The 24,457-nt window shown below is 71.3% G+C and carries 19 protein-coding genes, 1 pseudogene and 1 riboswitch; of the genes and pseudogenes, 10 read left to right on the forward strand and 10 right to left on the reverse strand.

From position 1 onward, the window contains the following. The first annotated feature begins 55 nt into the window (after positions 1-55). Positions 56-1,618, forward strand: a complete 1,563-nt coding sequence (locus FDO69_RS02055; RefSeq protein ID WP_234387812.1) for a M23 family metallopeptidase — start codon at positions 56-58, stop codon at positions 1,616-1,618. A gap of 96 nt (positions 1,619-1,714) precedes the next feature. Here the strand turns inward: FDO69_RS02055 and pcrA are convergent, their stop codons facing one another. Next, positions 1,715-4,192 (reverse strand): DNA helicase PcrA, encoded by a 2,478-nt coding sequence (gene pcrA, locus FDO69_RS02060; protein WP_104777824.1) that lies wholly within the window; start codon positions 4,190-4,192, stop codon positions 1,715-1,717. Positions 4,193-4,507: 315 nt separating this feature from the next. Beyond that, positions 4,508-4,680: riboswitch (cyclic di-AMP (ydaO/yuaA leader) on the forward strand. A gap of 8 nt (positions 4,681-4,688) precedes the next feature. Between pcrA and FDO69_RS02065 the strand changes: the two genes are divergently transcribed. Both FDO69_RS02065 and FDO69_RS02070 read left to right on the forward strand, forming a co-directional pair. Next, positions 4,689-5,858 carry a C40 family peptidase gene (locus FDO69_RS02065; protein WP_104777825.1) on the forward strand — a complete coding sequence of 390 codons (1,170 nt, stop codon included), beginning with the start codon at positions 4,689-4,691 and terminating at the stop codon, positions 5,856-5,858. Between the two features lie 96 nt (positions 5,859-5,954). Further along, positions 5,955-6,896, forward strand: a complete 942-nt coding sequence (locus FDO69_RS02070) for an SLAC1 family transporter (RefSeq protein WP_104777826.1) — start codon at positions 5,955-5,957, stop codon at positions 6,894-6,896. Here the strand turns inward: FDO69_RS02070 and FDO69_RS02075 are convergent. Next, a complete protein-coding gene (locus FDO69_RS02075; RefSeq protein WP_104777827.1) occupies positions 6,874-7,227 on the reverse strand; it encodes a hypothetical protein in 354 nt (117 codons plus the stop codon). The genes FDO69_RS02070 and FDO69_RS02075 overlap by 23 nt on opposite strands. A gap of 421 nt (positions 7,228-7,648) precedes the next feature. Here FDO69_RS02075 and FDO69_RS02080 point away from each other — a divergent pair, with 421 nt between their 5' ends. After that, positions 7,649-8,707 carry a C40 family peptidase gene (locus tag FDO69_RS02080; RefSeq protein WP_104777828.1) on the forward strand — a complete coding sequence of 353 codons (1,059 nt, stop codon included), beginning with the start codon at positions 7,649-7,651 and terminating at the stop codon, positions 8,705-8,707. Positions 8,708-8,716: 9 nt separating this feature from the next. Here FDO69_RS02080 and FDO69_RS02085 read toward each other — a convergent pair whose 3' ends face one another. Together FDO69_RS02085 and FDO69_RS02090 are read right to left on the reverse strand one after the other, a co-directional pair. Continuing rightward, positions 8,717-9,457, reverse strand: coding sequence for a LuxR C-terminal-related transcriptional regulator (locus FDO69_RS02085; RefSeq protein ID WP_104777829.1), 741 nt, complete (start codon positions 9,455-9,457; stop codon positions 8,717-8,719). Next, the gene (locus FDO69_RS02090; protein WP_104777926.1) at positions 9,454-10,746 is read right to left on the reverse strand and encodes an ATP-binding protein; all 1,293 of its coding nucleotides are present in this window, start codon (positions 10,744-10,746) and stop codon (positions 9,454-9,456) included. The genes FDO69_RS02085 and FDO69_RS02090 overlap by 4 nt, the downstream gene beginning before the upstream one ends. 177 nt (positions 10,747-10,923) lie before the next feature. Between FDO69_RS02090 and FDO69_RS02095 the strand changes: the two genes are divergently transcribed. Beyond that, positions 10,924-12,375, forward strand: a complete 1,452-nt coding sequence (locus FDO69_RS02095) for a PspC domain-containing protein (protein WP_104777830.1) — start codon at positions 10,924-10,926, stop codon at positions 12,373-12,375. After that, positions 12,362-12,592, forward strand: a complete 231-nt coding sequence (locus FDO69_RS02100) for a hypothetical protein (protein WP_104777831.1) — start codon at positions 12,362-12,364, stop codon at positions 12,590-12,592. Before FDO69_RS02095 ends, FDO69_RS02100 begins: the two co-directional genes overlap by 14 nt. Positions 12,593-12,600: 8 nt before the next feature. On the opposite strand, the gene FDO69_RS02105 is transcribed toward FDO69_RS02100, so the two are convergent. Together FDO69_RS02105 and FDO69_RS02110 are read right to left on the reverse strand one after the other, a co-directional pair. Further along, positions 12,601-13,131 carry a DoxX family membrane protein gene (locus FDO69_RS02105; protein WP_167526501.1) on the reverse strand — a complete coding sequence of 177 codons (531 nt, stop codon included), beginning with the start codon at positions 13,129-13,131 and terminating at the stop codon, positions 12,601-12,603. Between the two features lie 143 nt (positions 13,132-13,274). Further along, positions 13,275-14,615 (reverse strand): hypothetical protein, encoded by a 1,341-nt coding sequence (locus FDO69_RS02110; RefSeq protein WP_104777833.1) that lies wholly within the window; start codon positions 14,613-14,615, stop codon positions 13,275-13,277. Between the two features lie 371 nt (positions 14,616-14,986). Here FDO69_RS02110 and FDO69_RS02115 point away from each other — a divergent pair, with 371 nt between their 5' ends. Next, on the forward strand, positions 14,987-15,715 hold the full coding sequence (locus FDO69_RS02115; protein ID WP_104777834.1) for a hypothetical protein: 729 nt from the start codon (positions 14,987-14,989) through the stop codon (positions 15,713-15,715). Positions 15,716-15,783: 68 nt separating this feature from the next. Here FDO69_RS02115 and FDO69_RS02120 read toward each other — a convergent pair whose 3' ends face one another. Next, positions 15,784-16,578, reverse strand: a complete 795-nt coding sequence (locus tag FDO69_RS02120) for a class II aldolase/adducin family protein (protein WP_104777835.1) — start codon at positions 16,576-16,578, stop codon at positions 15,784-15,786. A 189-nt stretch (positions 16,579-16,767) separates the two neighbouring features. Between FDO69_RS02120 and FDO69_RS02125 the strand changes: the two genes are divergently transcribed. After that, the gene (locus FDO69_RS02125; protein ID WP_167526502.1) at positions 16,768-17,241 is read left to right on the forward strand and encodes a pyridoxamine 5'-phosphate oxidase family protein; all 474 of its coding nucleotides are present in this window, start codon (positions 16,768-16,770) and stop codon (positions 17,239-17,241) included. Positions 17,242-17,256: 15 nt separating this feature from the next. Here the strand turns inward: FDO69_RS02125 and guaA are convergent, their stop codons facing one another. Beyond that, entirely contained in the window at positions 17,257-18,837 is a 1,581-nt protein-coding gene (gene guaA / locus FDO69_RS02130) for a glutamine-hydrolyzing GMP synthase (protein WP_104777836.1), read from the reverse strand. Positions 18,838-19,155: 318 nt separating this feature from the next. Between guaA and FDO69_RS02135 the strand changes: the two are divergent. Then, positions 19,156-19,449, forward strand: a pseudogene (locus FDO69_RS02135) (chorismate mutase); the annotation flags it as partial. 712 nt (positions 19,450-20,161) lie between these two features. On the opposite strand, the gene FDO69_RS02145 reads toward FDO69_RS02135, so the two are convergent. After that, positions 20,162-21,343 (reverse strand): hypothetical protein, encoded by a 1,182-nt coding sequence (locus tag FDO69_RS02145; RefSeq protein WP_104777838.1) that lies wholly within the window; start codon positions 21,341-21,343, stop codon positions 20,162-20,164. Between the two features lie 214 nt (positions 21,344-21,557). On the opposite strand from FDO69_RS02145, the gene FDO69_RS02155 reads away from it, so the two are divergent. Continuing rightward, complete coding sequence (locus tag FDO69_RS02155) at positions 21,558-22,544, forward strand: LAETG motif-containing sortase-dependent surface protein (RefSeq protein ID WP_167526503.1); 987 nt, start codon at positions 21,558-21,560, stop codon at positions 22,542-22,544. A 106-nt stretch (positions 22,545-22,650) separates the two neighbouring features. Here the strand turns inward: FDO69_RS02155 and FDO69_RS02160 are convergent, their stop codons facing one another. Continuing rightward, complete coding sequence (locus tag FDO69_RS02160) at positions 22,651-24,438, reverse strand: GMC family oxidoreductase N-terminal domain-containing protein (protein ID WP_104777841.1); 1,788 nt, start codon at positions 24,436-24,438, stop codon at positions 22,651-22,653. Positions 24,439-24,457 lie beyond the last annotated feature (19 nt).

A 24,457-nucleotide genomic window follows, 5' to 3' on the forward strand; every position in this document is an offset into this window, starting at 1 on the left:
GTACAGTCGCCGCACTGCTCTGGCAGCCCCTGTTGTCGAGGCGAAAGAGAAGTTGGTGAACGACCGTCACCCGTCGGGGACCATGACCCCGGCTCCGGCTTCCGACGCCGCCTCCGCGCACTACGCGTCGTACAACACCCAGGAAGCCCAGTACGGCGACTTCACCACGTACGGCGACCACACGGCCACCGGATTCGACGCCACCGGCACCACCGCAACCGGTACCCACGGCACCGGTTTCGACACCACCGGGCACACCACCGCGAGTTTCGCGGCCGACCCCCTCTTCGGTGACATGCCGGGCAGCAGCCACGACGCGGGTACGTCGGGTACGTACGACACCGGTCACTGGCCCACGGGCACGCACGAGAACGTGCACTACGACGCGTACGCGGCCCAGCACCACGCCGCCTACGACACCGGCGTCTACGACACGACCTCCTGGACGGCCGAGCAGCCGCTGATGTCGGCCATCCCGTCCCAGGCCCCGTCCCCCGACGCCACCGGGCAGTGGGAAACCGGCGCCTGGCTCCAGCCCGACCAGTCCGGCAACCCGGCCGACCACACCCAGCAGTGGGAGTGGGGCACGCAGACCTTCGACACGGGCGCCTACGACGCGACGCAGTGGAACTCCGACGGCACCGCCGCACCGGCTCCCGACGCCTACGAGCACCCTGCCGAAACCTTCGACCAGCACGAGACCGGGGCCTTCGACCAGGTCACGTACGACGAATCCGCCGAGGCCGGCTACCACGCCCCCGACGCGGACGGCGGCGAGCCGGCCACCACCGGCGAACTGCCCGTCGTCACCCCGCTCCTGGACGGCCAGGAGGACGTCACCCCGGCCAAGTCCTCGCGTGCGGCCTCGCGCACCGGTTCCCGTTCCCGCCGCCGCACGCCCCCCAAGCGCTCGGCGCTGATGAGCATCGCGGTGCCTTCGGCGTGTGTGATGGGTGTCGCCGGGATCGCCGCCGCCTCCGTCGGCACCTTCACCGAGGACAGTGCCGCCGAGGCGCAGACGACCGCGGCGGACGCGCCGCCGGTCAAGCCGGCCACGGCCAACAACAAGCTGGACACGCAGCTGCAGAGCCTCTCCGCCGGCGCCGACGACTTCGCCGACCGGGCCAGCCGCACGCAGGAGCGCATCGACCTCAAGGCCCAGCAGGCCGCCGACAAGAAGCGGGCGGCGGAGGAGGCGGCCCGCAAGGAGCGACTGCGCCCCAAGTTCGCCCTGCCGGTCGCACGGCACGGACTCAGCGCCACCTACGGCCAGTCCGGCATCAACTGGATGTCCCTGCACACCGGCATCGACTTCCCCGTCTCGTACGGCACGACCGTCATGGCCGCGACCGACGGCACAGTGCGCACCCAGTGGAACAGCGCGTACGGCAACATGCTGATCCTGACCTCGAAGGACGGCACGGAGACGTGGTACTGCCACCTCTCCACCTACACGGTGCCCTCGGGTACGAGCGTGAAGGCCGGCGATCCGATCGCGCGCTCCGGCAACTCCGGCAACTCCACCGGTCCGCACCTGCACTTCGAGGTGCGCCCGGGCGGCGGCTCGGCGATCGACCCGCTCCCGTGGCTGCGCAGCCACGGCATCGACCCGACGTAACGTCCCGGCAGCCCCGCCCGCGTCGGGTGACGCCCGGCGGCAGGCAGCCCCCGCCCGCATCGAGCGAGCAGGGTTCCACCGGTTCACCTCACGGCGCTACAGCTTCTCCACCGGCGCGTACCGCAGCAGCAGCCGCTTCGGCTTGGTGTCGCCGAAGTCGATCGTCGCTTCGGCGTTGCCGCCCGTGCCCTTGACCCCGACGACGGTCCCGAGTCCGAACTGGTCGTGCGTGACCCGGTCCCCGACCGCCAGTGACACCACGGGCTTCTCCGAAGTGCGGCGCGTGGCGAAACCGGAGGCACCCGACGCCGACGAGCGCGAGCGGGACGACGACAGTGAGGCAGCCACCGCCGAGACCGGCCCAGAGGCCGCGGGCGCGGTCCCACCCGTCCTCTTCCACTCCACGTGGGTCGGCGGGATCTCCTCCAGGAAGCGGGAGGGCGGGTTGTACGACGGCTGGCCCCAGGCGCTGCGCAGCGTGGACCGCGTCAGGTACAGCCGCTCTCGCGCGCGTGTGATGCCGACGTAGGCCAGGCGCCGCTCCTCCTCCAGCTCCTTGGTCTGGCCGAGGGCGCGCATGTGCGGGAAGACGCCGTCCTCCATGCCGGTCAGGAAGACGACCGGGAACTCCAGGCCCTTGGCGGTGTGCAGGGTCATCAGGGTGATGACGCCGTCGCCGTCCTCTTCGTCGGGAATCTGGTCGGAGTCGGCGACCAGCGCGACCTGTTCGAGGAAGTCGGACAGGGAGGGCTGCTCGTCCTCGCCGCGCTCCTGTTCGAACTCCATGGCGACGGCGGCGAGTTCCTGGAGGTTCTCGATCCGGGTCTCGTCCTGCGGGTCGGTGGACGCCTGGAGCTCGGCGAGGTACCCGGTGCGTTCCAGGACGGCCTCCAGCACCGTGGCCGGCCCGGCGCCCGACTCGACGACGGTGCGCAGGTCCTCCATCAGCGTGTTGAACCGCTTGACGGCGTTGGTGGAGCGCGCGGCCATGCCGTACGCCTCGTCGACGCGCTTCAGGGCCTGCGGGAAGCTGATCTTCTCCCGCTGGGAGAGGGCGTCGATCATGGCCTCGGCACGGTCGCCGATGCCCCGCTTGGGGACGTTGAGGATCCGGCGCAGCGGCACCGAGTCCTCGGGGTTGGCCAGCACGCGCAGGTAGGCCAGGACGTCCCGGACCTCCTTGCGCTCGTAGAAGCGGACGCCGCCGACGACCTTGTAGGGCAGGCCGACGCGGATGAAGATCTCTTCGAAGACACGGGACTGGGCGTTGGTGCGGTAGAAGACGGCGACGTCGCCGGCCTTGGCCTCGCCTGCGTCGGTGAGGCGGTCTATCTCCTCGGCGACGAACTGCGCCTCGTCGTGCTCGGTGTCGGCGACGTAGCCGGTGATCCGCGCGCCGGTGCCCGCCTTGGTCCACAGGTTCTTGGGGCGGCGGGACTCGTTGCGCTCGATGACGGCGTTGGCGGCGCTGAGGATCGTCTGGGTGGAGCGGTAGTTCTGCTCCAGCAGGATCGTCGTGGCGTCCGGGTAGTCCTCCTCGAACTGGAGGATGTTGCGGATCGTCGCGCCGCGGAAGGCGTAGATCGACTGGTCGGCGTCACCCACCACGCACAGTTCGGCGGGCGGGACCTCGGCCTCGGGCGGCACGTCGACGGGGTGCTCGGAGGTGCCGACCAGCTCGCGGACCAGGGCGTACTGGGCGTGGTTGGTGTCCTGGTACTCGTCGACCAGGACGTGCCGGAAGCGGCGGCGGTAGTGCTCGGCGACGTCCGGGAAGGCGCGCAGCAGGTTGACCGTCGTCATGATCAGGTCGTCGAAGTCGAGGGCGTTCGCCTCGCGCAGCCGCGACTGGTACATGGCGTAGGCCTGGGCGAGGGTCTTCTCGAAGCCGTCGGTGGCCTGGGCGGCGAAGTCCTCCTCGTCGATCAGCTCGTTCTTCAGGTTGCTGATCTTGGCGCTGAAGGACTTCGGCGGGAAGCGCTTGGGGTCGAGGTCCAGGTCGCGGCAGACCAGGGCCATCAGGCGCTTGGAGTCGGCGGCGTCGTAGATCGAGAAGGACGAGGTGAAGCCGAGCTTCTTGCTCTCGCGCCTGAGGATGCGCACGCACGCGCTGTGGAAGGTCATGACCCACATGGCGTTCGCACGCGGGCCGACGAGCTGCTCGACGCGCTCCTTCATCTCGCCGGCGGCCTTGTTGGTGAAGGTGATCGCGAGGATCTGGCCCGGGTGCACGTCCCGCTCGGCGAGCAGGTGGGCGATGCGGTGCGTGAGCACACGGGTCTTGCCGGAGCCGGCGCCGGCGACGATGAGCAGCGGAGAGCCGGAGTGGACGACGGCGGCGCGCTGGTTGTCGTTCAGCCCCTCCAGGAGGGTGGCGGTGTCCACCACCGGGCGGGGGGCTCCGTCCCGGTAGTAGGCGTCCCGGTCCGGGGGCACGTCGAACTTCCCGCCGAACAGATCGTCCGGGATCGGCTCCGGAACGTGATCGTCCTCGGGCGGCGGCGGGGGCTCGTCCGCGGGGCCCCGCTGGGCCTGGAGGTTCGCCAGGAAGCTGTCGTCAAAGAGGCTGCTCATCGCTCTCCGAGTCTAGGGCGCCCCACTGACAGCCCGCCGCCGCCCTGGGAAACATCGCCGCACGCCCGGGACCCCGCCGACCACCCGACGGCGTGTTGTCGCCCTCCATGACGGCGCAATCACGCCCTGCTACACACCCGACATCGAGGGATTTTCCATGCTCAATCCCCCTTGATCATTCACTCTCGGCAACGCTCAGGAATAAGGTCACGAAAATGTATCGGGCATATCACCCATCAACCTTCACACGGGCCACACGAGTTGGCTACGGTGCGACCAGGCCGCATGACCCCCACCGGCGAACGTCGCCGGGCCGCGCGGCCTCCGCCGAGTCCGGTGTGCCGCAACGGCAGCCGGAGCCGGGGACCCAACCGTGAACCTGGGGTGAATCGGCCCGACTCCCTGTGCGGAGAAGGCCGTAGGGCAAACCTTCCGAACCACCCGCCCGAACCCGACAGCTAACCCGGTAGGCGGAACATGGAAGGAGTCGCCTCCCTTGGCGTCGCACCGCAAGTCGCGTCCTACGGGTACGCGCATGGCAGGCATACGGACCCCCGCCCTCGCAACGGCGGCCCTCACCTCCGTGGCCCTGCTGTCCCAGTCGGCCAACGCCGCCCCCGAGGCCGACGACAAGCCCAGCCTGGAGGAAGTCGAGAAGAAGGTCGACGACCTGTACCGCCAGGCCGAGTCGGCGACCGACAAGTACAACGCGGCCAAGGAGAAGACCGCGAAGCAGCGCAAGCGCGTCGACACCCTCCTCGACGACGTCGCCCAGCGCACCCAGAAACTCAACGAGGCGCGCGAGGAGCTGGGCTCCTTCGCCTCCGCCCAGTACCGCACCGGTGCCGCCGCCCCGGACACGGCGACGTTCCTGCTCGCGGACACCCCGCAGGACTACTTCGACCAGACCCAGCTGATGGACCGGATGACCGGCCGTCAGAAGGTCGCGGTCGACGACTACGTCACACAGCAGTCCGAGACGATGAAGAAGCGCCAGGAGGCCACCGAGAGCCTCGAGACGCTCACCGAGTCGCAGGGCGACCTGAAGACGGCCAAGGCCACCGTCCAGCGCAAGCTCGCCGACGCGCGCGAGCTGATGACGAAGCTGACCGCCGAGGAGAAGGCCCGGCTCGCGGCGATCGAGAGGGAGAAGCAGGCGGAGGCCGCCCGCAAGGCCGACGAGCTGGCCCGGCAGCAGGCCGCGCAGCACAAGGCGCAGGAGGAGGCCGCCCGGCAACAGGGCGGCGGGTCGGCGTCGTCGGGCTCCGGCTCGTCCTCCTCGACCGCCCCGGCCGACTCCTCGTACGCCACCAAGGCCGACAAGGCGCTCGCCTTCGCCCGCGCCCAGATCGGCAAGCCGTACGTGTGGGGCGCCGTCGGCCCCGGCTCCTACGACTGCTCGGGCCTCACCCAGGCAGCGTGGAAGGCCGCGGGCGTCACTCTGCCCCGCACGACCTACGACCAGGTCGACGCCGGCACCACGGTCCCGCTCTCCCAGGCCCAGCCCGGTGACCTGGTCTTCTTCTACGACGACGTCACCCACGTCGGGATCTACATCGGCAACGGCATGATGATCCACGCGCCGAAGCCCGGCACGTACGTGCGCGAGGAGTCGATCTACTACGACGGCGAGTCGGCGATCCACAGCGTGGTGCGTCCGGCCTGAGTGAGGCCTGAGGGCCGAGAGGTCGCGTCACGTTTTTGAGGGGCACACGCGCGTGCCCCTCTCGTAACGCGGGCGCCGCTCTCTAGCATCGGCGCTATGTCCGGTCCCTCCCCGTTTGCCGCCTGGTGGGCGACGTATGCGCTGGCGACCGGCATCGTGTCGGCCGGTCTCGACTCGGCGGGGTACGCGGTCCTCTCCCACGTCGCCCTGGCCCTGGCCTGTGCGGCCTGTCTGGCGGCGGCCGCGGGCCTCGTCCAGCGGACGCACGGCGAGGGGTGGGTGGAGACCCCGGCCGCACTCACCACCGTGGCGGCGACCGCGGTCCTGGGCACGGGCTTCTCCGCGGCCGGGCAGCAGCCCCTGGCCGAGGCGCTGCTGGCGCTCGCCATGGTGCTCTGGGCGGTGCTCCTCACCGCGGAGGCCGAAGGGCGGCGTGGAACGGTGTTCCTGCGCTGCGTGGCCACCCAGGGGCTCGCCGTGCTCGGCGCCACGCTCGCCGCGGCCGACGCGGTGGCCTGGCTCGCCCACGCGGCCCTGGTGCTGTTCTGGCTGGGGCTCGCGCTCTACTGCTTCGCCCTGTTCCGCTTCCAGCCCCGGCAGGTGGAGGAGGGGCGCGGGGACCACTGGCTCGCGGCCGGCGCCCTCGCCGCCTCCGCGCTGGCCGGGGCGAAACTCCTCGGCGCCGACAGCGCGCGCCTGTACCTGTGGAACGAGGAGAACTTCGACACCCTGCGCACGACGACCGTCACGCTGCTCGTGCTCGCGCTGATCGCCTGCGTGGCCCTGCTCCTCGCCGAGCTCTTCTGGCCCCGGCACCACTACGACGTACGGCGCTGGGCGACCGTGTTCGCAGCGGCCGTCACGGCGGCGGCCACCCTCGCGGTCGCCGCCGCCCTCGACGTCCCCTGGCTCGACGTCGCCGGGGAGGTGCTGCTGTGGATCGCGGTGGCCGCCTGGCTCGGGTGCACCGCCTGGGCTCTCGCCTCCGCCCGGGCCGCCGCGCGGCGCTCCCGGGTCAGGTCCAGAGCACGGCGATGAAGATGTTCGCCGTGGTCAGCAGACCGACCAGGCCGAAGAGGTTCTTGTCCACCTTCTCGTCGTCCCGCTTCACATAGACCAGGCCGAGGATCACGATCAGCAGGGCCAGCTTCACGCCGATCTTGATGTTGTTCACGGTCTGGTCGTCGGCCTGGTTGAGGCCGACCAGGATCACACCGGTGACCAGCATCGTGAGCGCGCCGTGCAGCATCGCGGGCGTGAAGCGGGCGGTACCCTCGCCCATCGCCTTCATCTGGGTGAGGAAGCCGCCCAGGAGCGAGGCGATGCCGATGATGTGGAGGCCGACGAAGAGGTGGATGAGTACGTCCATGAGGCCGGAGCCTAATCAGGGGCTCCGAGGCCACCCGACACCGGCCCAGGGATGCATCAATGCACCCCATAGCACCCGATCACGGTCACTCGCTCACTATTCGACGCATCGGTCATCACGCTGAGTGAAGTAGACGGCGCCAGGGCGGGGTCGTGGTCGCATACGGTCACCGCCGGTCCTCTCCCGACACTTCCGCACACCCACCACCGGCCCGCCACGGTGACGCTTAGCGTCCTCCACCAGGTGCCCGGCTCCCCACCGCCGCCCGGGCCAGGGGCGGCAGTCGGACACCACCGCCGAAAAGTCCGGCGTCGGTCCGCTCCCCCTGTGCGGGCCGTCGCCGGACGCGCAGGCCGCCCGTCCGCTCCCCCCGGCGGCCGCACGCACCCCTAGGCGGTCGAGGAAAGGACGTGGCCTCCAGGTGGCAGCGCACCGAAAGCCCCGACAGCGCGCAATGGGTGGTGGCAAGGCCCGTACGGCCGCCACGATCGCCCTCGCGGGCGCGGCGACGGCGACGGGCTTCGACGGAACCGGACACGCCGAACCCCAGCTCACCCCCGGCCAGGTCAAGGCCAAGGTGGACCGGCTGTACCAGGAGGCGGAGGCCGCCACCGAGAAGTACAACGGCGCGAAGGAGAAGGCCGACGCGGCCGGGCAGCGGCTGAAGGACCTCCAGGACCAGGCGGCCCGCAAGGAGGAGCGGCTCAACTCCGCCCGCGACGCCCTGGGTTCGGTGGCCGCCGCGCAGTACCGCGCCGGCGGTCTCGACCCGGCGGTGCAGCTCGCCCTGTCCGACGATCCCGGCCGGTACCTCGACAACGCCGAGTTCGTCGAGCGGGCCGGCACCCGGCAGAACGCCGCCGTCGCGGGCGTGCGCAAGCAGCTCCGGGAGATCGAGCAACTGCGCGGCGCCGCCCACATCGAGCTGACCTCCCTGAAATCACGGCAGACGGAGCTGAAGCGGCACAAGAAGACGATCACCGGCAAGCTGGGCTCGGCACGGCAGCTGCTGTCCCGGCTCGACGCGCAGGAACGTTCCCGGCTGGGCGTGTCGCAGGACCGCGCCTCGCGCGCCACGAGCGTCCGGGACACTCTCGCGGCCCCAGGCTCCGCCTCGTCCCAGGCACCCGGCTCCCGTGCGGCCGCGGCCGTCTCCTACGCCCACCAGAAGCTCGGCAGCCCCTATGTCTGGGGCGCCACCGGCCCGAACGCCTTCGACTGCTCGGGCCTCATCCAGGCCGCGTACCGCGCGGCGGGCGTCTCCCTGCCCCGCACGACGTACTCCCAGATCGCCGTCGGCCGCCGCGTCTCCCGCTCCGAACTCCTCCCCGGCGACCTGGTCTTCTTCTACGCCGGCATCAGCCATGTCGGCATCTACGTGGGCAACGGCCGGATGATCCACGCCCCCAACCCGTCCGCACCGGTCCGCGTCGCACCACTGGACGAGATGCCGTTCGCGGGGGCGACGCGGGTGGTGTGAGCGCCGAGGTCAGACCAGCCGTCGAGCCGTCGCCCAGCGGGTCAGCTCGTGCCGGTTGGACAGCTGGAGCTTGCGCAGCACCGCCGAGACGTGCGACTCGACCGTCTTCACCGAGATGTACAGCTGCTTGGCGATCTCCTTGTACGCGTAGCCCCGCGCGATGAGCCGCAGCACCTCGCGCTCGCGCTGGGTCAGGCGGTCCAGGTCCTCGTCGACCGGCGGTGCGTCCGTGGAGGCGAAGGCGTCCAGGACGAACCCGGCCAGCCGGGGGGAGAAGACCGCGTCGCCCTCCTGGACGCGGAAGATGGAGTTCACCAGGTCCGCGCCGGTGATCGTCTTGGTGACGTAGCCGCGGGCGCCGCCGCGGATCACCCCGATCACGTCCTCCGCCGCGTCCGACACGGACAGCGCGAGGAAGCGGACCGGCTGCTCGGTGTCGCCCATCAACGGGGCGCATCGCCGCAGCACTTCGACGCCGCCCCCGCCCGGCAGGTGCACGTCGAGGAGGACCACCTCGGGGCGGGTCGCGGTGATGACCGTGACGGCCTGGTCGACGTCCGCGGCCTCACCGACGACCTCGACACCGGTCTGCCCGGTCTGTCCGATCTCCGCCTGGACGCCGGTGCGGAACATGCGGTGGTCGTCGACTAGGACCACGCGAACATGACGCCCCGGGCCGCCGCCCTCCTGCGCGGGCCCCGCCACCTCCGCCGATCCCGCCGTACCGTTCGCCTCGGTCGGGTCGCTCATGACGTCTTCTCCGCCCTCTCCATCTCCAACTCGACCTCCGTGCCGCCGTCCGGCACCGCGCGCAACCGCGCCGTGCCGCCGTTGCGCTCCATGCGGCCGATGATCGATTCTCTGACACCCATCCGGTCGGCGGGTATCGAATCGAGGTCGAAGCCGGGGCCGCGGTCCCGGACGGACACGAAGACCGTCTTCCCCTCAACCTCGGCGAAGACCTGCACGGCGCCGCCCTCGCCACCGTACTTGGCGGCGTTCACCATTGCTTCCCTCGCGGCCTGCATCTGTGCGGCGATCCCCTCGTCGAGCGGGCAGTCACCCACGACCACGACCTCGATGGGCACGCCGTGCTTGTCCTCCACCTCGGCCGCGTTGCGCCGGACGGCGTCGGCGAGGGTGGTGGGCTCGTCGGCCTCGTCCTTGCCCGTGCCTTCGGGCTTGTAGAGCCAGGTGCGCAGGTCCCGTTCCTGGGCGCGGGCCAGGCGGCGGACCTCGCCGGCGTTCTCCGCGTTGCGCTGGATCAGGGTCAGGGTGTGCAGGACCGAGTCGTGCACATGGGCGGCGACCTCCGCACGCTCCTGGGCGCGGATGCGCATCAGGCGTTCCTCGGAGAGGTCCTGGGTCATGCGCACCAGATACGGCCCGGCGAGCAGCGTTATCCCGACGAGGACCGCGAGGGCCGCCTGCAGGACGGAACCGAGGTGTGCCGTGGAGCCCTGGAGGACGAAGACGCCGGAGACGCCCGCCGCCACCAGCAGCACCCCGCCCACCGAGCGCAGCAGCGTGACCGTGCGCCGACGGCGTCCGACCTCGGCCCAGCGGGCCCGGCGGGCGTTGTCCGCCTGCCGCCAGACCAGGGCGACGCCCGCGCCGACGAGCACGGTCGGCCAGAGGTAGGCCCGGGCCCCTCCGCTGAGGTTCACGTTGCCCACGAAGACCATGGCCACCACGACCATGAGGAGCAGGGCCACGATCTGGCCCTTGTCGGGTCTGCGCGCGACGCGTCTGCGGCGGCCGTCGGGCGATGTCTCCGCGGTCACCGGCGACGGAGGCTTCTGCGCCTCGACCCCGCCGACGCCGAGCGGGACGAAGAACCAGAACGCGGCGTACAGCAGCGCGCCGAGACCGTCGGCCATGAACAGGCCGACGAAGACGAGCCGTACCCAGATCACGGGCAGCCCGAGATGCCCGGCGAGGCCGCGCGCCACGCCCCCGAGCCAGCGTCCGTCACTGCTGCGGTAGAGCTTGCGCGGCGGCCGCGGTTCGGCGAGTGGCGCTGCTGCGGCTTCCGACATGCCATTGATGGTCACACGTGCGGGAGGCCGGAGCATCAGGGTCTGCCCCTGAGGCTCCCCTGATCTCCACGGGCCGCCCCTCGAACGCCTCCCGAGCCGCCTCTCAGGGCCGATATCAGGGTCCGGCCAGGGTCGTTCCGGCTCCCGCCGGGCCGCCGCGCCCGTCACCATGGACCCATGACCGATCACGAGCACGCCGCGACGGGTCCGGGACCCGGCTCCGGCCCACGCCCCGCCCCGGGCGCAGGGCCGCAGGATGCCGCGCCCGCCGCGGGCTCCGCACCCGGGCGCGCGGACGCGGCAGGACAGGAAGGAGCACCCGGTACGGCCGCCCCCGCCGAGGAAGCCGTCCCGCCCGGGCCGCCCCACGCGTTCCGCCGCGACCGCCGTCACAAGGCCCTGGCCGGCGTCTGCGCCGGGCTCGGGCGGCAGTGCGACATGGACCCGGTGATCTTCCGCATCACCCTCGCCGTGCTCTCCGCCACGGGCGGCCTGGGTCTCATCTTCTACGGCTTCGCCTGGCTCTTCGTCCCGTACGACGAGGAGGAGAACGAGGTCCGCAAGCTGCTCACCGGCCGCGTCGACGGCCAGGCCCTGGCGGCCGTGCTGTTCGCGCTGGTCGGCTGCGGGGTGTTCCTGACCATGCTGAACAACGGCGGGGTGCTGACCTTCGCCGTCGTCCTGTCCCTCGTCCTCGCGGGTGCCGGGTACTGGTCGCGCCAGCGCACCGCCCCCAGCCCCGATCCCCTGGCCGCCCAGGCCGTCGCCGACGCCCCGCCGGAGCCCCAGGCGCCGCCGGTGTTCCTCACCACCCCCTCCTGGTGGCGCGACCCGATCGTCAAGGACGGCACCCACATCGGCGGCACGGGCTATCTGTGGGGCCCGCGCGACACCCGCGACCTGGACGCCGCCGCAGCCGTCAACATCGGCCTCGGCGTCCGGCCCCGCGCCCGTGCGGAGATACCCGCCGAGCGCCCCCGGCCGCCCCGGCCACGCGGCCCCCGCTGGATCGGCGGCTGGATCTTCCTGCTGGCCCTGCTCGCCGGAGCTCTGGGCACGAGCCTCACCTGGGACGGGCATCCGCTCGGCACCAGCCTGCAGACGGGCCTGTCCTGTGCGCTCGCCGTTCTCGGCCTGGGCATAGCCGTCAGCGCCTTCCTGGGCCGGACCGGCGCGGGATCGATCTTCCTGGCGATCATCACGGCCGGTCTGCTGGCCGGCGCGGCGGCTCTGCCCAGAAGCGTCGACACGCACTGGGTGCGCACCACCTGGCAGCCCGCCACCGTGGCGGACGTACGCCAGCGCTACGACCTGGGCACCGGCGTCGGCACCCTGGACCTGAGCAGGCTGGACGTGTCCGGGAAGCAGACGGTGACGACGCGGGCGGAGATCGGCATGGGCAAGGTCAGGGTGCTGGTGCCCGACGACGTGACCGTGCGGCTGAACGTGGAGGTGGGCGTCGGTGACCTCCAGTTGCCGGGCGACGACCCGAAGGACGTGGACGTGCAGCCGGGACGGCACAAGGAGATCACCCTCTCCCCCGCCGGGGGCGTAGGGAAGTCCGGCACCATCGATCTGGACCTCCAGGTCGGCATGGGACAGGCGGAGGTGACCCGTGCTGCGTCATGAGGTTCAACCCGGGAAGCTGGTGGCCGGCACCGTCCTCGTGCTGGCGGGTGTCCTCTACGCCGGTGACGCGGGCGGTGCCTGGCAGACCCCGTGGTTCGTGGCGATCCCCCTCGTCACGGGCGGGCTGTGCCTGGCGGGGGCGGTGGCACTCCTGACGGGCCTGGTGCGCCGGCGCCGTCAGGGAGGCCGTGCGGGCGCGGACCCGGTCCGACGGTGAGCGGCTCCCTACTGGTAACCGCCGCCGCGGTGCCGTCGTCGTGACCGCAGCGCGGCGTCGAGGGAGAGCAGGGGCGCACCCGCCAGGATCAGCGGGGTCCAGGCCATGAGGTAGGCGAGGTCGTTGCCGTAGTAGTACGGGTCGGAGGCCCAGCTCACGGTCAGCCACAGACTGAGGGAGATCAGCGCACCGCCGAGAGCGGCCAGACGGGCGAGCAGGCCGAGCAGGGTGCCGATACCGACGGCGAGTTCTCCGAAGGCGATGGCGTAGCCGAATCCGACGGGGCTCTTGAGGGAGAGGTCGACCAGGGCGGGAATGGCGGAGGAATCGCGTACGGCACGCATCATGTCGCCGATCGACCCGGTACCGGAGTCCCTCATGAAGGCGCTGTCGGTGAGTTTGTCCAGGCCGGCATAGATGAAGGTGACGCCGAGGAAGATGCGCAGCGGCAGGAGGGCGTAGCGGGTGGCGTTGTCGCGCCAGCCTCCCCCGTTGCCGAAGTGGGGGGTGTGCGTGTCCGTTCGCATACTGTGCGTCATCGCTGCCATCCGCCTCTCGCCCGCCGTGCCGAGACCCCCTCAAGAGACGATACGTACGGCGAACGGACCGCGCTCAATCATGGGCGAACTGTTCAGGTCGTCCTGCCGGGGGCGGGGTGCCACAGGGGCGTGGGCGACGGCACTCACTCCGTCACGTCGACCGCGTACCGGTTCGTCTCCACCCCCGCCGCGGTGACCACCTGCACCTCCACCCGTCCCGGTTCCACGTCCGCCGGCACCGGCACGGTCAGCAGCGTGTCCGTGGGGTTGCGAAACCCGCCGGGCACCGGCACCAACGGCACGTGGACGTGCACCGCCCCCACGCGCACGACCATCCGGGCCAGCCGGTCGGCCCCCTGCGCCCCCGGCGGCACGAACCCCGCGCCGCGGATCTCGATGTCGTCCCCGGTGCGGATCGGCCCGTCCAGGTCACCGGCCTCCCGGGACCGGACCACGGAGAGGATGACAGGCCGGCCGCCCTCCGCGTACTTGCCGGCCAGATACGTCGCGCCCGACACCAGCACCACGACCGCCGGCCCCCACGGCAGATCCGGCAGCTGCTCCGGGTGCCTGGCCAGCCGTACCGCCGCGAAGACCAGGGCGACCGCGCTGATCGCGACGTACTGGATGTCGGCGAAGGTGCCCCGCCCCGCGTCGTCGGTCAGCAGGTCGGCGGCCCGTGGCCGGTCGGCACGCACCTTCTGCAGCCGTTGGCCCAGCACCCGCAGCCCGACCACCCGCCGCACGAGCACGGCGATCCCGCAGACCACGGCGAGCACGGTCACGAGCCCGGCGCCGCGGGCGATGTCCAGCCCGGAGAGCAGCGTGTCCCGCTCCCGGTGCCGGGAGGCGGCGGCCAGCCGGCCCGCGAGGACGAGCACCGAGTAGGCCACGAAGAGCACCCACGCCGCGGCGACCGTACGGGACGTGGACAGCCGGTTGTCCTCACCGATCAGGGGCGCCAACACCCCGCCCTTCGCCCGGTGGAACCAGGACGCGGCGGTCAGGGACAAGGCCGTCACCAGCGCGGCGGCCAGTGCGGCCGTACGCGCCGCAGTCCAGCCCGCACCGACCGCGGTGAGGGCCTGCCCGAGCAGCAACAGCACCACGGCGGCCCCCACCACCCCCGCCGTGCGCCGCCACAGGCCGGTCAGCCAGGCCTGCCCCTCGGCCCGCCCCCGCTCGGCGACCTGCTCGGCGGACTGGGCCAGTTCCTCCGAGATCCACTGGCGGGAGGCCGACGCGGAGTGGGCCACCGCGGCCGGCAGTCCGAGCCCGGCGGCGAACTCGTCCCGTCGGCGCAGGAACGCGGCCACGGCCCGCCGGTGTCCCTCTCGCGCCCCGTGCGGGCAGTCCCCGCAGGCGCACCCGCCCTGGTGTGCGCCGCCGGACCCGACCGGGTGACCCCCGCCGTGGCCGCCCGAGTACTTCTCGGCGCGGGCGCCCGCGTCCCCGCCGCCCTGCCTCGCCTCCCGCACCGCCACGCCCGACGCCCGCCTTCCCGCGAACCAACCACCGCCGGCCTTCCGGATGCCGGAAACACCGCTGTACAACTGCCCTGCGCCGACTGCGAATTGTGCCCTACACCACCCGGTTCACGTCCGCTCGGTCTGGTCAACACGGGTGAAGTTCGGCGCGCCCTGTTGACCCGGCCGAGAGGGTTCCCCCAGGGCGCAGATCATCCAGCGTGACGGCACCCTGGATCCTCGACGGCGACGTGGGTTCTGTCGGCGCCGTCCAAGAGGGCATCTCATGTGGTTGACTCGGCATTCTGTGGGTCATGGTGGGGCCGAGAGCGGGCCTGCGTGGTGAAGTTGGGGACTGACAACTTCGCCGGCAGGGAGCGTTTCTTCCGATGACCGCACAGCCCGCACGCCCTGAGCGCACCGGTCCCGGGACCGCCTCGGTCATCAGGGTCTCGCCGTTCAAGCCTTCGCTCGTGAAAGCGGTGTTCAGGGACGTGACCCCGATGCACGTCTCTCGGTCGGCCGCGTGGGCCGCCGCGTCGGTGACGCGGACCGTGCTGACGGAGATCATCGACGGCGCGAGGAGGGCGGCGGCAGAGGAGGCCCGCAAGAAGCTGGTTCCCGGGGACCTTCTCTCTGCGATCGGCCGGAACGTCGAGCTCGACGTGGGGAACCAGTGGTACTGCCACAGCCCGACGTTCCACGGCAAGCGCAGCAGGTCGCGCGAACCGGGTGCTGTGGTCGGCGCCCACAGGTTCGAGGCCGGGGTCAAGAAGTTGCTGCGCAGCCAGGGGGCGACGGCCGTCCCGGTGATGGTCCGCGACCTGGACGGAATCGCGAGCGCGTTCCTGACGGACCTCGCCCGGGACGCGGCCATGGTCGTCCGCGAGGGCGGGGTCAAACGATTCGGTTCGGTCACCCTGGAGATACCGGGCGAACCGGCCCCACCCCAGCTCCTGGAGGATTCCCTCCTGGCCCTGTCCGTCCGCAGGGGGGACAGGCGGACCATCGGCAGGGATGACATCCTGGCCGCCACCACGATTCAGTTGTTCGGCGGTGTCAGGCAGCGAGCCCTCACCGAAGCACGCACGGCGACACAGAACACGTCGGCCGGCTGAGCGGGTGCGGCCGACATCGCCGCCCGCACCCTCATCGGCTACCGCGGACCCGCCACAGGACATGGCCTCTAGGCCAGCAGGCCCGGCTCGCTCCGGCTGATGTCCTCCCACATCGGCTGGTAGTTGATCCACGCCACCAGGTCGCCGCCCAGCTGCTCTCGCGTCGCCACCGCCATCCGGTGATCGATGCGGACGGGCCGCCCCGCCGCCTGAGCCGTCAGCTGCACCTGGCAGGAACGCTCCATCGACACGAACCACCAGGCCGCCGCGTCCACCGAGTCGCCGACGGTCAGCAGCCCGTGGTTGCGCAGCACGAGCGCCTTGCGGGAGCCGAGCACCTCGGCGATGCGCCGCCCCTCCTCGGCGTCGACGGAGACCCCGGTGTACGTGTCGTAGAGGGCGTGATCCTCGTAGAAGGCGCAGCTCTCCTGGGTGATCGGCTCCAGGAGTTCGCCGAGGGCCGCGAGCGCCCTGCCGTGCACCGAGTGGCAGTGGGCGACGGCGACCACGTCCGGCCGGGCGGCGTGGACCTGGGCGTGCACGGTGAAGGCGGCCTGGTTGACGTGGTAGGCGCCCTCGACGACCTGGCCGTCCTGGTTGGCGAGCACGAGGTCGCTCACGGTGACGTGCCGGAAGGGCATCCCGAACGGGTTGACCCAGAAGCAGTCGGTGAACTCCGGGTCGCGGGCGGTGATGTGCCCGGAGACGCCGTCCTCGAAGCCGAGTCGCCCGAAGATCCTCAGGGCGCCCGCGAGCCGTTCCTTGCGGTGCCTGCGCTCGTCCTCGACCGACTCGTGCATCGGCGGCATGGCGAACCGCAGCCGGTCGGTGGGCAGCGGCAGGGGCGGCGTGGGCCCGTGCATAGGTCCTCCAGCAGTGGTTCTGCGTACGGGCGGAAATTACCGTCCGTGAGGCCGGGAAGGACAGAAGCGGTTCGTGAAGATGCCACGAGCGCCCCTGTGAGCATCCTGTGCCCATGCGTGTGCCCCCTGGCTCCCACACCCCACGAATAGCCGACAGAGGATGTCGGGATTCGGCGCGACACTCTTCCCATGACAGTGAACTGGGCGGCTTTCGCCGCGGCCGAACCGGGCCTGGCCGACACCGTCGAGAAGCGTTTCGGCGCCCATACGCACCACATCCTCGCCACCCTCCGTAAGGACGGCTCGCCCCGCACCAGCGGGCTGGAGGTGCGGTTCCTGAACGGCGAACTGTGGCTCGGCATGATGCCGGACTCGCTCAAGGCCCTCGACCTGCGCCGCGACCCGCGCTTCGCGCTCCAGGCCAATCCCGGGGAGGGCACGGGCATGGGCGGCGGCGACGTCCGGGTCAGCGGCCGGGCGATCGAGGTCGACGACGTGGAGACCAAGGCCGGATACGTCGAAGAGGTGGAACCGCCGGAGCCGTTCCACCTCTTCCGCACCGAGCTGACCGAGGTCGTGAGGACCTACGTCGAGGACGACACGTACCTCGTCGTCCAGGTCTGGACGCCCGGCGCTCCCCTGCGCACGATCAAGCGCACCTAGGGGCCGAGCGGGAGGTCACTCCCACTCGATGGTGCCCGGCGGCTTCGAGGTCACGTCGAGGACGACGCGGTTGACGTCCTTCACCTCGTTGGTGATCCGCGTGGAGATCCGGGCGAGGACCTCGTACGGCAGGCGCGACCAGTCGGCGGTCATGGCGTCCTCGGACGAGACGGGGCGCAGCACGATGGGGTGGCCGTAGGTGCGGCCGTCGCCCTGGACGCCGACGCTGCGGACGTCGGCGAGCAGGACCACCGGGCACTGCCAGATGTCCCGGTCGAGGCCGGCCGCGGTGAGCTCCTCGCGGGCGATGGCGTCGGCCTCGCGCAGCAGGTCCAGGCGCTCCTTGGTGACCTCGCCCACGATGCGGATACCGAGGCCGGGGCCGGGGAACGGCTGGCGCTGGACGATCTCCTCCGGCAGGCCGAGCTCCTGGCCGACCATGCGGACCTCGTCCTTGAACAGCTTGCGCAGCGGCTCGATCAGCTGGAACTCGAGGTCCTCGGGCAGGCCGCCCACGTTGTGGTGGGACTTGATGTTGGCCGTGCCGGTGCCGCCGCCGGACTCGACGACGTCCGGGTAGAGCGTGCCCTGCACCAGGAACTCCACGGCCGGACCCTCATCGGCGATGATCTCGGCCTGCGCCTGCTCGAAGACCCGGATGAACTCGCGGCCGATGATCTTCCGCTTCTCCTCGGGGTCGGAGACCCCGGCGAGCGCCTTGAGGAACCGCTCCTCGGCGTCCACGACCTTCAGCTGCACGCCGGTCGCGGCCACGAAGTCCTTCTCGACCTGCTCGGTCTCGCCCTTGCGCATCAGGCCGTGGTCGACGTACACGCAGGTCAGCTGCGAGCCGATGGCCTTCTGGACGAGGGCCGCGGCGACCGCGGAGTCCACGCCGCCGGACAGGCCGCAGATGGCGCGCCGGTCACCGACCTGCTCGCGGATCGCGGCGACCTGCTCCTCGATGACGTTGCCGGTCGTCCAGTTCGGCGTGAGGCCCGCGCCCCGGTACAGGAAGTGCTCCAGCACCTGCTGCCCGTGCGTGGAGTGCATCACCTCGGGGTGGTACTGGACGCCGTAGAGCTTCTTCTCGTCGTTCTCGAAGGCGGCGACCGGTACGACGTCCGTGGAGGCCGTGACGGAGAAGCCCTCGGGGGCGGCGGAGCAGGCGTCGCCGTGCGACATCCAGACGGGCTGCTCGGCGGGGGTGCCCTCGAAGAGGGTGGAGGACACCTTGGAGACGTGCAGGTCGGTGCGGCCGTACTCGCGGGCGCCGGTGTTGTCGACGGTGCCGCCGAGGGCGCTCGCCATCAGCTGGAAGCCGTAGCACATGCCGAAGACGGGGACGCCGGCCTCGAAGATCTCGCGGTCGAGGCTGGGCGCGCCCTCCGCGTAGACCGACGAGGGGCCGCCGGAGAGGATGATCGCCGCGGGGTTCTTGGCGAGCATCTCCTGGACCGGCATGGTGCTCGGCACGATCTCGCTGTAGACCCGCGCCTCGCGGACACGACGGGCGATGAGCTGGGCGTACTGCGCGCCGAAGTCGACGACCAGAACGGTGTCGGCGGCGTTGGCAGCTGGAGTCGCTGATGACACGGGGTGCCTTCCGGCGGTGGGGCGGGGGTCTTGTGCCACCCGATTCTACCGGGGGGCCGCCGGGCTCCTTCCGTGCACCGGACCACCACCCCGTCTCAGGATGCGAACCGGCTTGGACGGCCCCGGGACGGGGTGCATACTTGCCCCCATGTTCCAGCAGCAGACGTTCGTCTTTACCTATGGCATCCGGCCCGCCGGACGCCATGGTCGTGCTGCTTGAGCTACTGACAAGCGACTTCCCAGGCGCCCCGGGCCGACAAGGCCCGGGGCGTCTGTCGTCGTCCGGGCCCTGCCGCCCCGGGGCAGCCCCCCGACGACGAGGAGCCCCCTATGACCGCCATCGACGTGACCGGCGCCCGCACCCCCGAGGCCGCGGACGTGATCACCGGCGCGCGCGAGCGGATCGACGCGCTCGACGACCGGATCATCGGTCTGATCCAGGAACGGGTGGCCGTCTCCGCCGTCATCCAGGAGGCACGGATCGCCTCCGGCGGCCGGCGTGTGAACCTCTCCCGCGAGATGGACGTCCTCGGCCACTACAGGGAGGCGCTGGGCAAGCCGGGCACCGCGCTCGCGATGACCCTGCTGGAGCTGTGCCGCGGCAAGATCTGAAGCGGCCCCGCGGGTCCGGCGGGTCCGGCGGGTCCGGCGGGTCCACGAAACCCGACAGGGACGACAGGCCCGGCGGGTTCGACGGGTCCGGGATCCGTGTTCCCGGGACAGACGTACGCCTCCCTCTCACCCGTACGGCGCGTGACCGCCCCCGCACCGCGTCGTTGGTCCCGGTGTCCGTGCCAGCCAGGGGCGGGCCCGAAAGAACCACGCGTGGCTCACTGGGGCGATGAGACGCACGGATCGTGCCGTGCGTCGTGGGACCTCGCTCCAGGGAAGTGACCGGACGGCAGGGGACAGCAGCCCGGTCACCCATGAGAACGGTCGGCTCCGGGGACGCCCGGGGCCGACCGGCGGACCTTGCATAAATGCACAAGTCTGGGTCAAACGGTTGCGGGCGCCGCGTTCATCCAGCACGATGCGTACACAGCCCAAGTCCCCTCGCGGACACCCGCATTGCCCCACTGCCAGAGGTACGGACCAGCGGCGCAACCCCCCGGCGCCGCTTCCAGGCACCGGCGCTGCCCTGACGTCGGTGCTGACGAGAAGAAGGGCCCCGCGGCTCCACCCCGCGGGGCCCTTCGCTCTGCGCAGGTACCGGTCCCCGTCCGGCCAGGTCGGGTCAGGTGCGGGTCACCGTCCGGCCGGGTCCGGCCAGGTCAGGTCAGGTCAGGTGCGGGTCACCGTCCGGCCAGGTCACCGTCAGGTCAGGTCAGGTGCGGGTCACCCTCCCGCAGTGGCCACCGTCGCCGTGGTCGATGTCCTTGCTCCGGTCGTACGGGTCCGTCGCCGGGCCGCTCGGGTCCGGGCCCGCGGACCGGCTCGACGGGAACCCCGGGTGCAGGTAACCGTCGTAGACGTCGCAGGAGGAGTTGCCGATCTCCTGGTCGTACTTCACCAACAGGAGCCGGCCCGGTGTGACCTTGTACCGGGCGGGGTCGGCGAGTTCGACGTCGAGGACTCTGCGCACGATGGTGCGGGTGACCTCGGGAGGGCCGTCGGCCCGCACGACGGGGTAGACGAAGGTGTAGTCGGCGCGCACCGCCACGCCTCCCTGCGAGCCCTTCTTGAACGTCATGCGCCCGCGGGCCTTGATCACGTCGCCGACCGGCCGGATCTCGTCGGGGTCGAAGCGGCTGAACAGCGTCACCGGGTCGTGCTCCCTGCTCGGGGAGCGCAGCCCGGTGTCGAGTTCGTCGAAGAGTTCGGGCTGCTTGGGGTCGAGCACGGAGAGCGCGGCAGCGGGGCGCGCCCCGCGTACGGTCTTCGGGTCGAGGTTGGCGCCCACGAGCAGCTTCTTGGTCAGCTTCAGCGCCTCCTCCACCCGGTCCGCGGGGACCGCGCCGACGGCCTTCGCCTCCGGCAGGACGATGCCGGCCTCGCCGTCGGCCCAGCGCAGGGCCGGGGAGCCGGCGAACGGCCGGTCCAGAGTGGGGGTTTCCGGGTCCGACGCACCGGGCGCGGCGGTCGGCGCCGCCGTCTCCGCGGGCAGCGGTGAGGCCTCGGCGGCCCCGGAACCCCCGGTGCCGAAGGGGTCGCCGGGCAGGAGTGACGGCTTCAGGGCGACCAGCACCACGGCCGCCGCGACGGTCACACCGAGCACGGCCCACAGCTTGCGGCGCCGGGCCGCACGGCCGTTCATCTCCTTCCCCCAAGCTCTCGACTTCGCTCGAGCAGGGGCGACCCCCATGGCGGGGCCGGTACGCCACCCGGGAGGCTGTTCGCCCCGGGCGTCCTGTTCGCGCAGCCGCTCGGTCACCATGCGGGCCCGCGCGGACGGCTCCTTCGGAGCGGAGGAACGGATGTCCCGCTCGGTGTCACGGGTGAACTGCTCCCAGACGTCGTCGGGGAGCCCGGAGGCCGACGACGGATCGTCGGACGGTTTCTCAGGCACGAAGTCAAGATCTAAGCGGGTGGCAAGCGCCTTCACAAGAAGGTCTCGGGTGTGACCCAGCGCACATAAAAATTCTGTGAATGGCAGCACAACCATTCACAGGTTTCACGGATCAAACCAGCCGAACCAAGGGCCACTCCCGCGCCCCACACGCGGAGGCCTCCCCCAACGTTCGTACCGCATCCCGCGGTACGCCGGACTCTCCGAGGTCTTCATGAAGCTTCGCCGCGCCATGGCAGCAGCGGCCGCAACGGCGGTCATAGCCCCGGTGGCACTGCTCGCGGCACCGGCCGCGTACGCGACCGACGAAACCACGCCTACGCCGAGCGCGTCCGTGAGCGAGTCCGCTCCCGAGACGTCGGCCTCGCCTTCCGCTTCCGAGTCCACGCCCGCCGCGAGCACCACGCCGGCTCCGAGCACGTCCGCGAGCGCGTCCGCTCCCGAGACGTCGAGCTCGCCGAGCGCGTCCGCGAGCGAGTCCTCCCCGTCGCCGAGCGCGTCCGAGCCGGAGGAGTCGGAGTCCCCGGACCCCGAGCCCTCGGTGTGCGAGGACACCAAGGTCGACGTCGGCATCTCCGGCCTGCCCGGCAAGATCGCGGCGGGCAGCGGCTGGCACAAGTTCTCCCTGAACGTGCTGAACAACTCCGACTCCACCCTGAACGACCTCGACTTCTTCGCCGGGGCCTCCCCCGACAAGAACGGCGAGGAGCTGTTCACCAGCAAGCAGGTCCAGCTCCAGGCCTGGGACCCCCAGGACAAGACCTGGGTCGACCTCAACGAGGGCGGCTACGCGGTCGGTTACGTCGGCTACACCGACGAGCTGAAGCCCGACTACGAGGTGGACATCCCGCTGCGCCTCAACGTCAGCAAGTCCGCCCCGGTCGGCGCCGGCTTCTCCCTCGGCGCGACGATCTACGGCGACAACGACGCCGAGTGCACCGGCTTCGGCGACGTGTCGTACAAGTTCCAGATCGTCTCCTCCGGTACGGACACCGACGGCACCAAGCCGCAGGAAGGCGGCAAGGCGCCCGTCACCGACGAGAAGCCGAGCGGCAACACGCCGGAGGTCACCGGCAGCCTCGCCGAGACCGGCTCCAGCTCCGCCCTGCCGATGATCAGCCTCGTCGGCGGTGCCGCGGTCGTCGCCGGTGCCGGCGCGATCTTCGTGGTCCGTCGCCGCAAGGCCGGCGTCCAGGCGTAAGCCACAGCGGCCGACAGGCCGCAGCACCAAGCAGAAGAGGGACCTGCGCTCGGAGGGGGGTGCAGGTCCCTCTTCTGTGTCGTCTTCTGAGTGAGGATCCCGGCGACTACTTCTTCGGCGGCACGGTCGGCATGCCGAGGAAGGGCAGCCGCAGCGCGCCGAACGCCTCCGCCGGGACCGCCGGGGACTTCGGCTCGACCGGCTGGAGCCGCTCGTAGGCCGTGCCCTGCTTCGGGCGCGGGTCGGGCTCACCCTTGTTGGGCCAGTACGACATCGCCCGCTCGGCCTGAGCGGTGATGGTGAGGGACGGGTTGACGCCCAGGTTCGCGGAGACCGCCGCGCCGTCGACGACCGAGATGCCGGGGTGGCCGTAGAGGCGGTGGTACGGGTCGATCACGCCGGACTCGCGGGAGTTCCCGATGGGGCAGCCGCCCAGGAAGTGGGCGGTGAGCGGAGTGCCCATCAGTTCGCCGACGTTGGAACCCGCGAAGCCGTTGATCTCGGCGGCCAGCGCCGACGCGCCCTCCGTCGCGGCCTTGATCTGCTTGGGGTTGGGTGCGCCGTGGCCCTGCCGGGCGGTGAGCAGACCGCGGCCGACTCCCGACGGCTTCAGATACGTCGTCAGGGAGTTGTCCAGCGACTGCATCACCAGGCCGATGATGGTCCGCTCCGACCAGCGGCGGTTGGACAGCGAGCGCAGCACCAGCAAGGGGTGTTTCGCCGCGTGGGCGAGGAAGCCCAGGACCCGTGACGGGCCGGAGTCCGTCCCGGCGTAGGGGACCTGCAGGATGGACAGGCCGCCCATCGCGTTGGAGCCCTTGCCGTAGCGGACCGGCTCGATGTGGGTGTCGGCGTCGGGGTGGATCGAGGACGTGATGGCCACACCCCGCGTGAAGTCGGCCTTCGGCGCGCCGTGCGCCTTGCGGTAGCGCCGGTCGTCGGTCTGGGCGCCGACCAGTGCCTCGGAGTTGGTGCGGGTCAGCTCGCCCAGCCGCTCCGAGAGGTACGGCAGTTGGCCGCCCGCCCTCATGCGGTGCAGCAGGGTCTGGGTGCCGTAGGTGCCGGCGGCGAGGACGACCCGGCGGGCCGTGAAGGTGCGGCCCTTCTTCCTGCCGCGGTCGTCGGTGGGCAGGGTGGCCACCGCGTAGCCGCCGCGCGAGTCATCGGTGACCGAGACGACCGTCGTCATGGGGTGGACGACCGCGCCGGCCTTCTCGGCGAGATGCAGGTAGTTCTCGTTGAGGGTGTTCTTCGCCCCGTGCCGGCAGCCGGTCATGCACTCGCCGCACTCGGCGCAGGCTCTTCGAGCCGGTCCCGCCCCGCCGAAGTACGGGTCGGGCACCTCCTGGCCCGGCCGCGCCTTCACCGTGCCGTCGGCGTCCTGGCCGTCGCCGAAGAAGACACCGACCGGCGCCATGTGGAAGGTGCCGCCCACGCCCATCCGCTCGGCCGCCGCCTTCAGATGCACGTCGGACGGGGTCATGGTCGGGTTGAGCCGTACGCCGAGCATGCGCCGGGCCTGGTCGTAGTACGGCGCCAGCTCGTCCTGCCAGTCGGTGATGTCACGCCACTGGGGGTCCTCGAAGAACGGCTTCGGCGGGACGTACAGGGTGTTGGCGTAGTTGAGCGAGCCGCCGCCGACACCCGCGCCGGCCAGCACCATGACGTTGCCCAGCAGATGGATGCGCTGGATGCCGTACATGCCGAGTTTCGGGGCCCAGAGGTAGTTCTTCAGGTCCCAGGAGTTCCTGGGCAGGCTCTCACGGGTGAAGCGGCGGCCGGCCTCCAGGACGCCTACGCGGTAGCCCTTCTCCGTGAGGCGCAGGGCGGTCACGGAGCCGCCGAAGCCGGAACCCACGACGATGACGTCGTAGTCGTAAGCGTCCTCGGGCACGTGCCATCTCCTCTTCGAG

The organism is Streptomyces tibetensis, assembly GCF_007655005.1.
In the GTDB taxonomy this organism is placed as follows: domain Bacteria; phylum Actinomycetota; class Actinomycetes; order Streptomycetales; family Streptomycetaceae; genus Streptomyces; species Streptomyces tibetensis.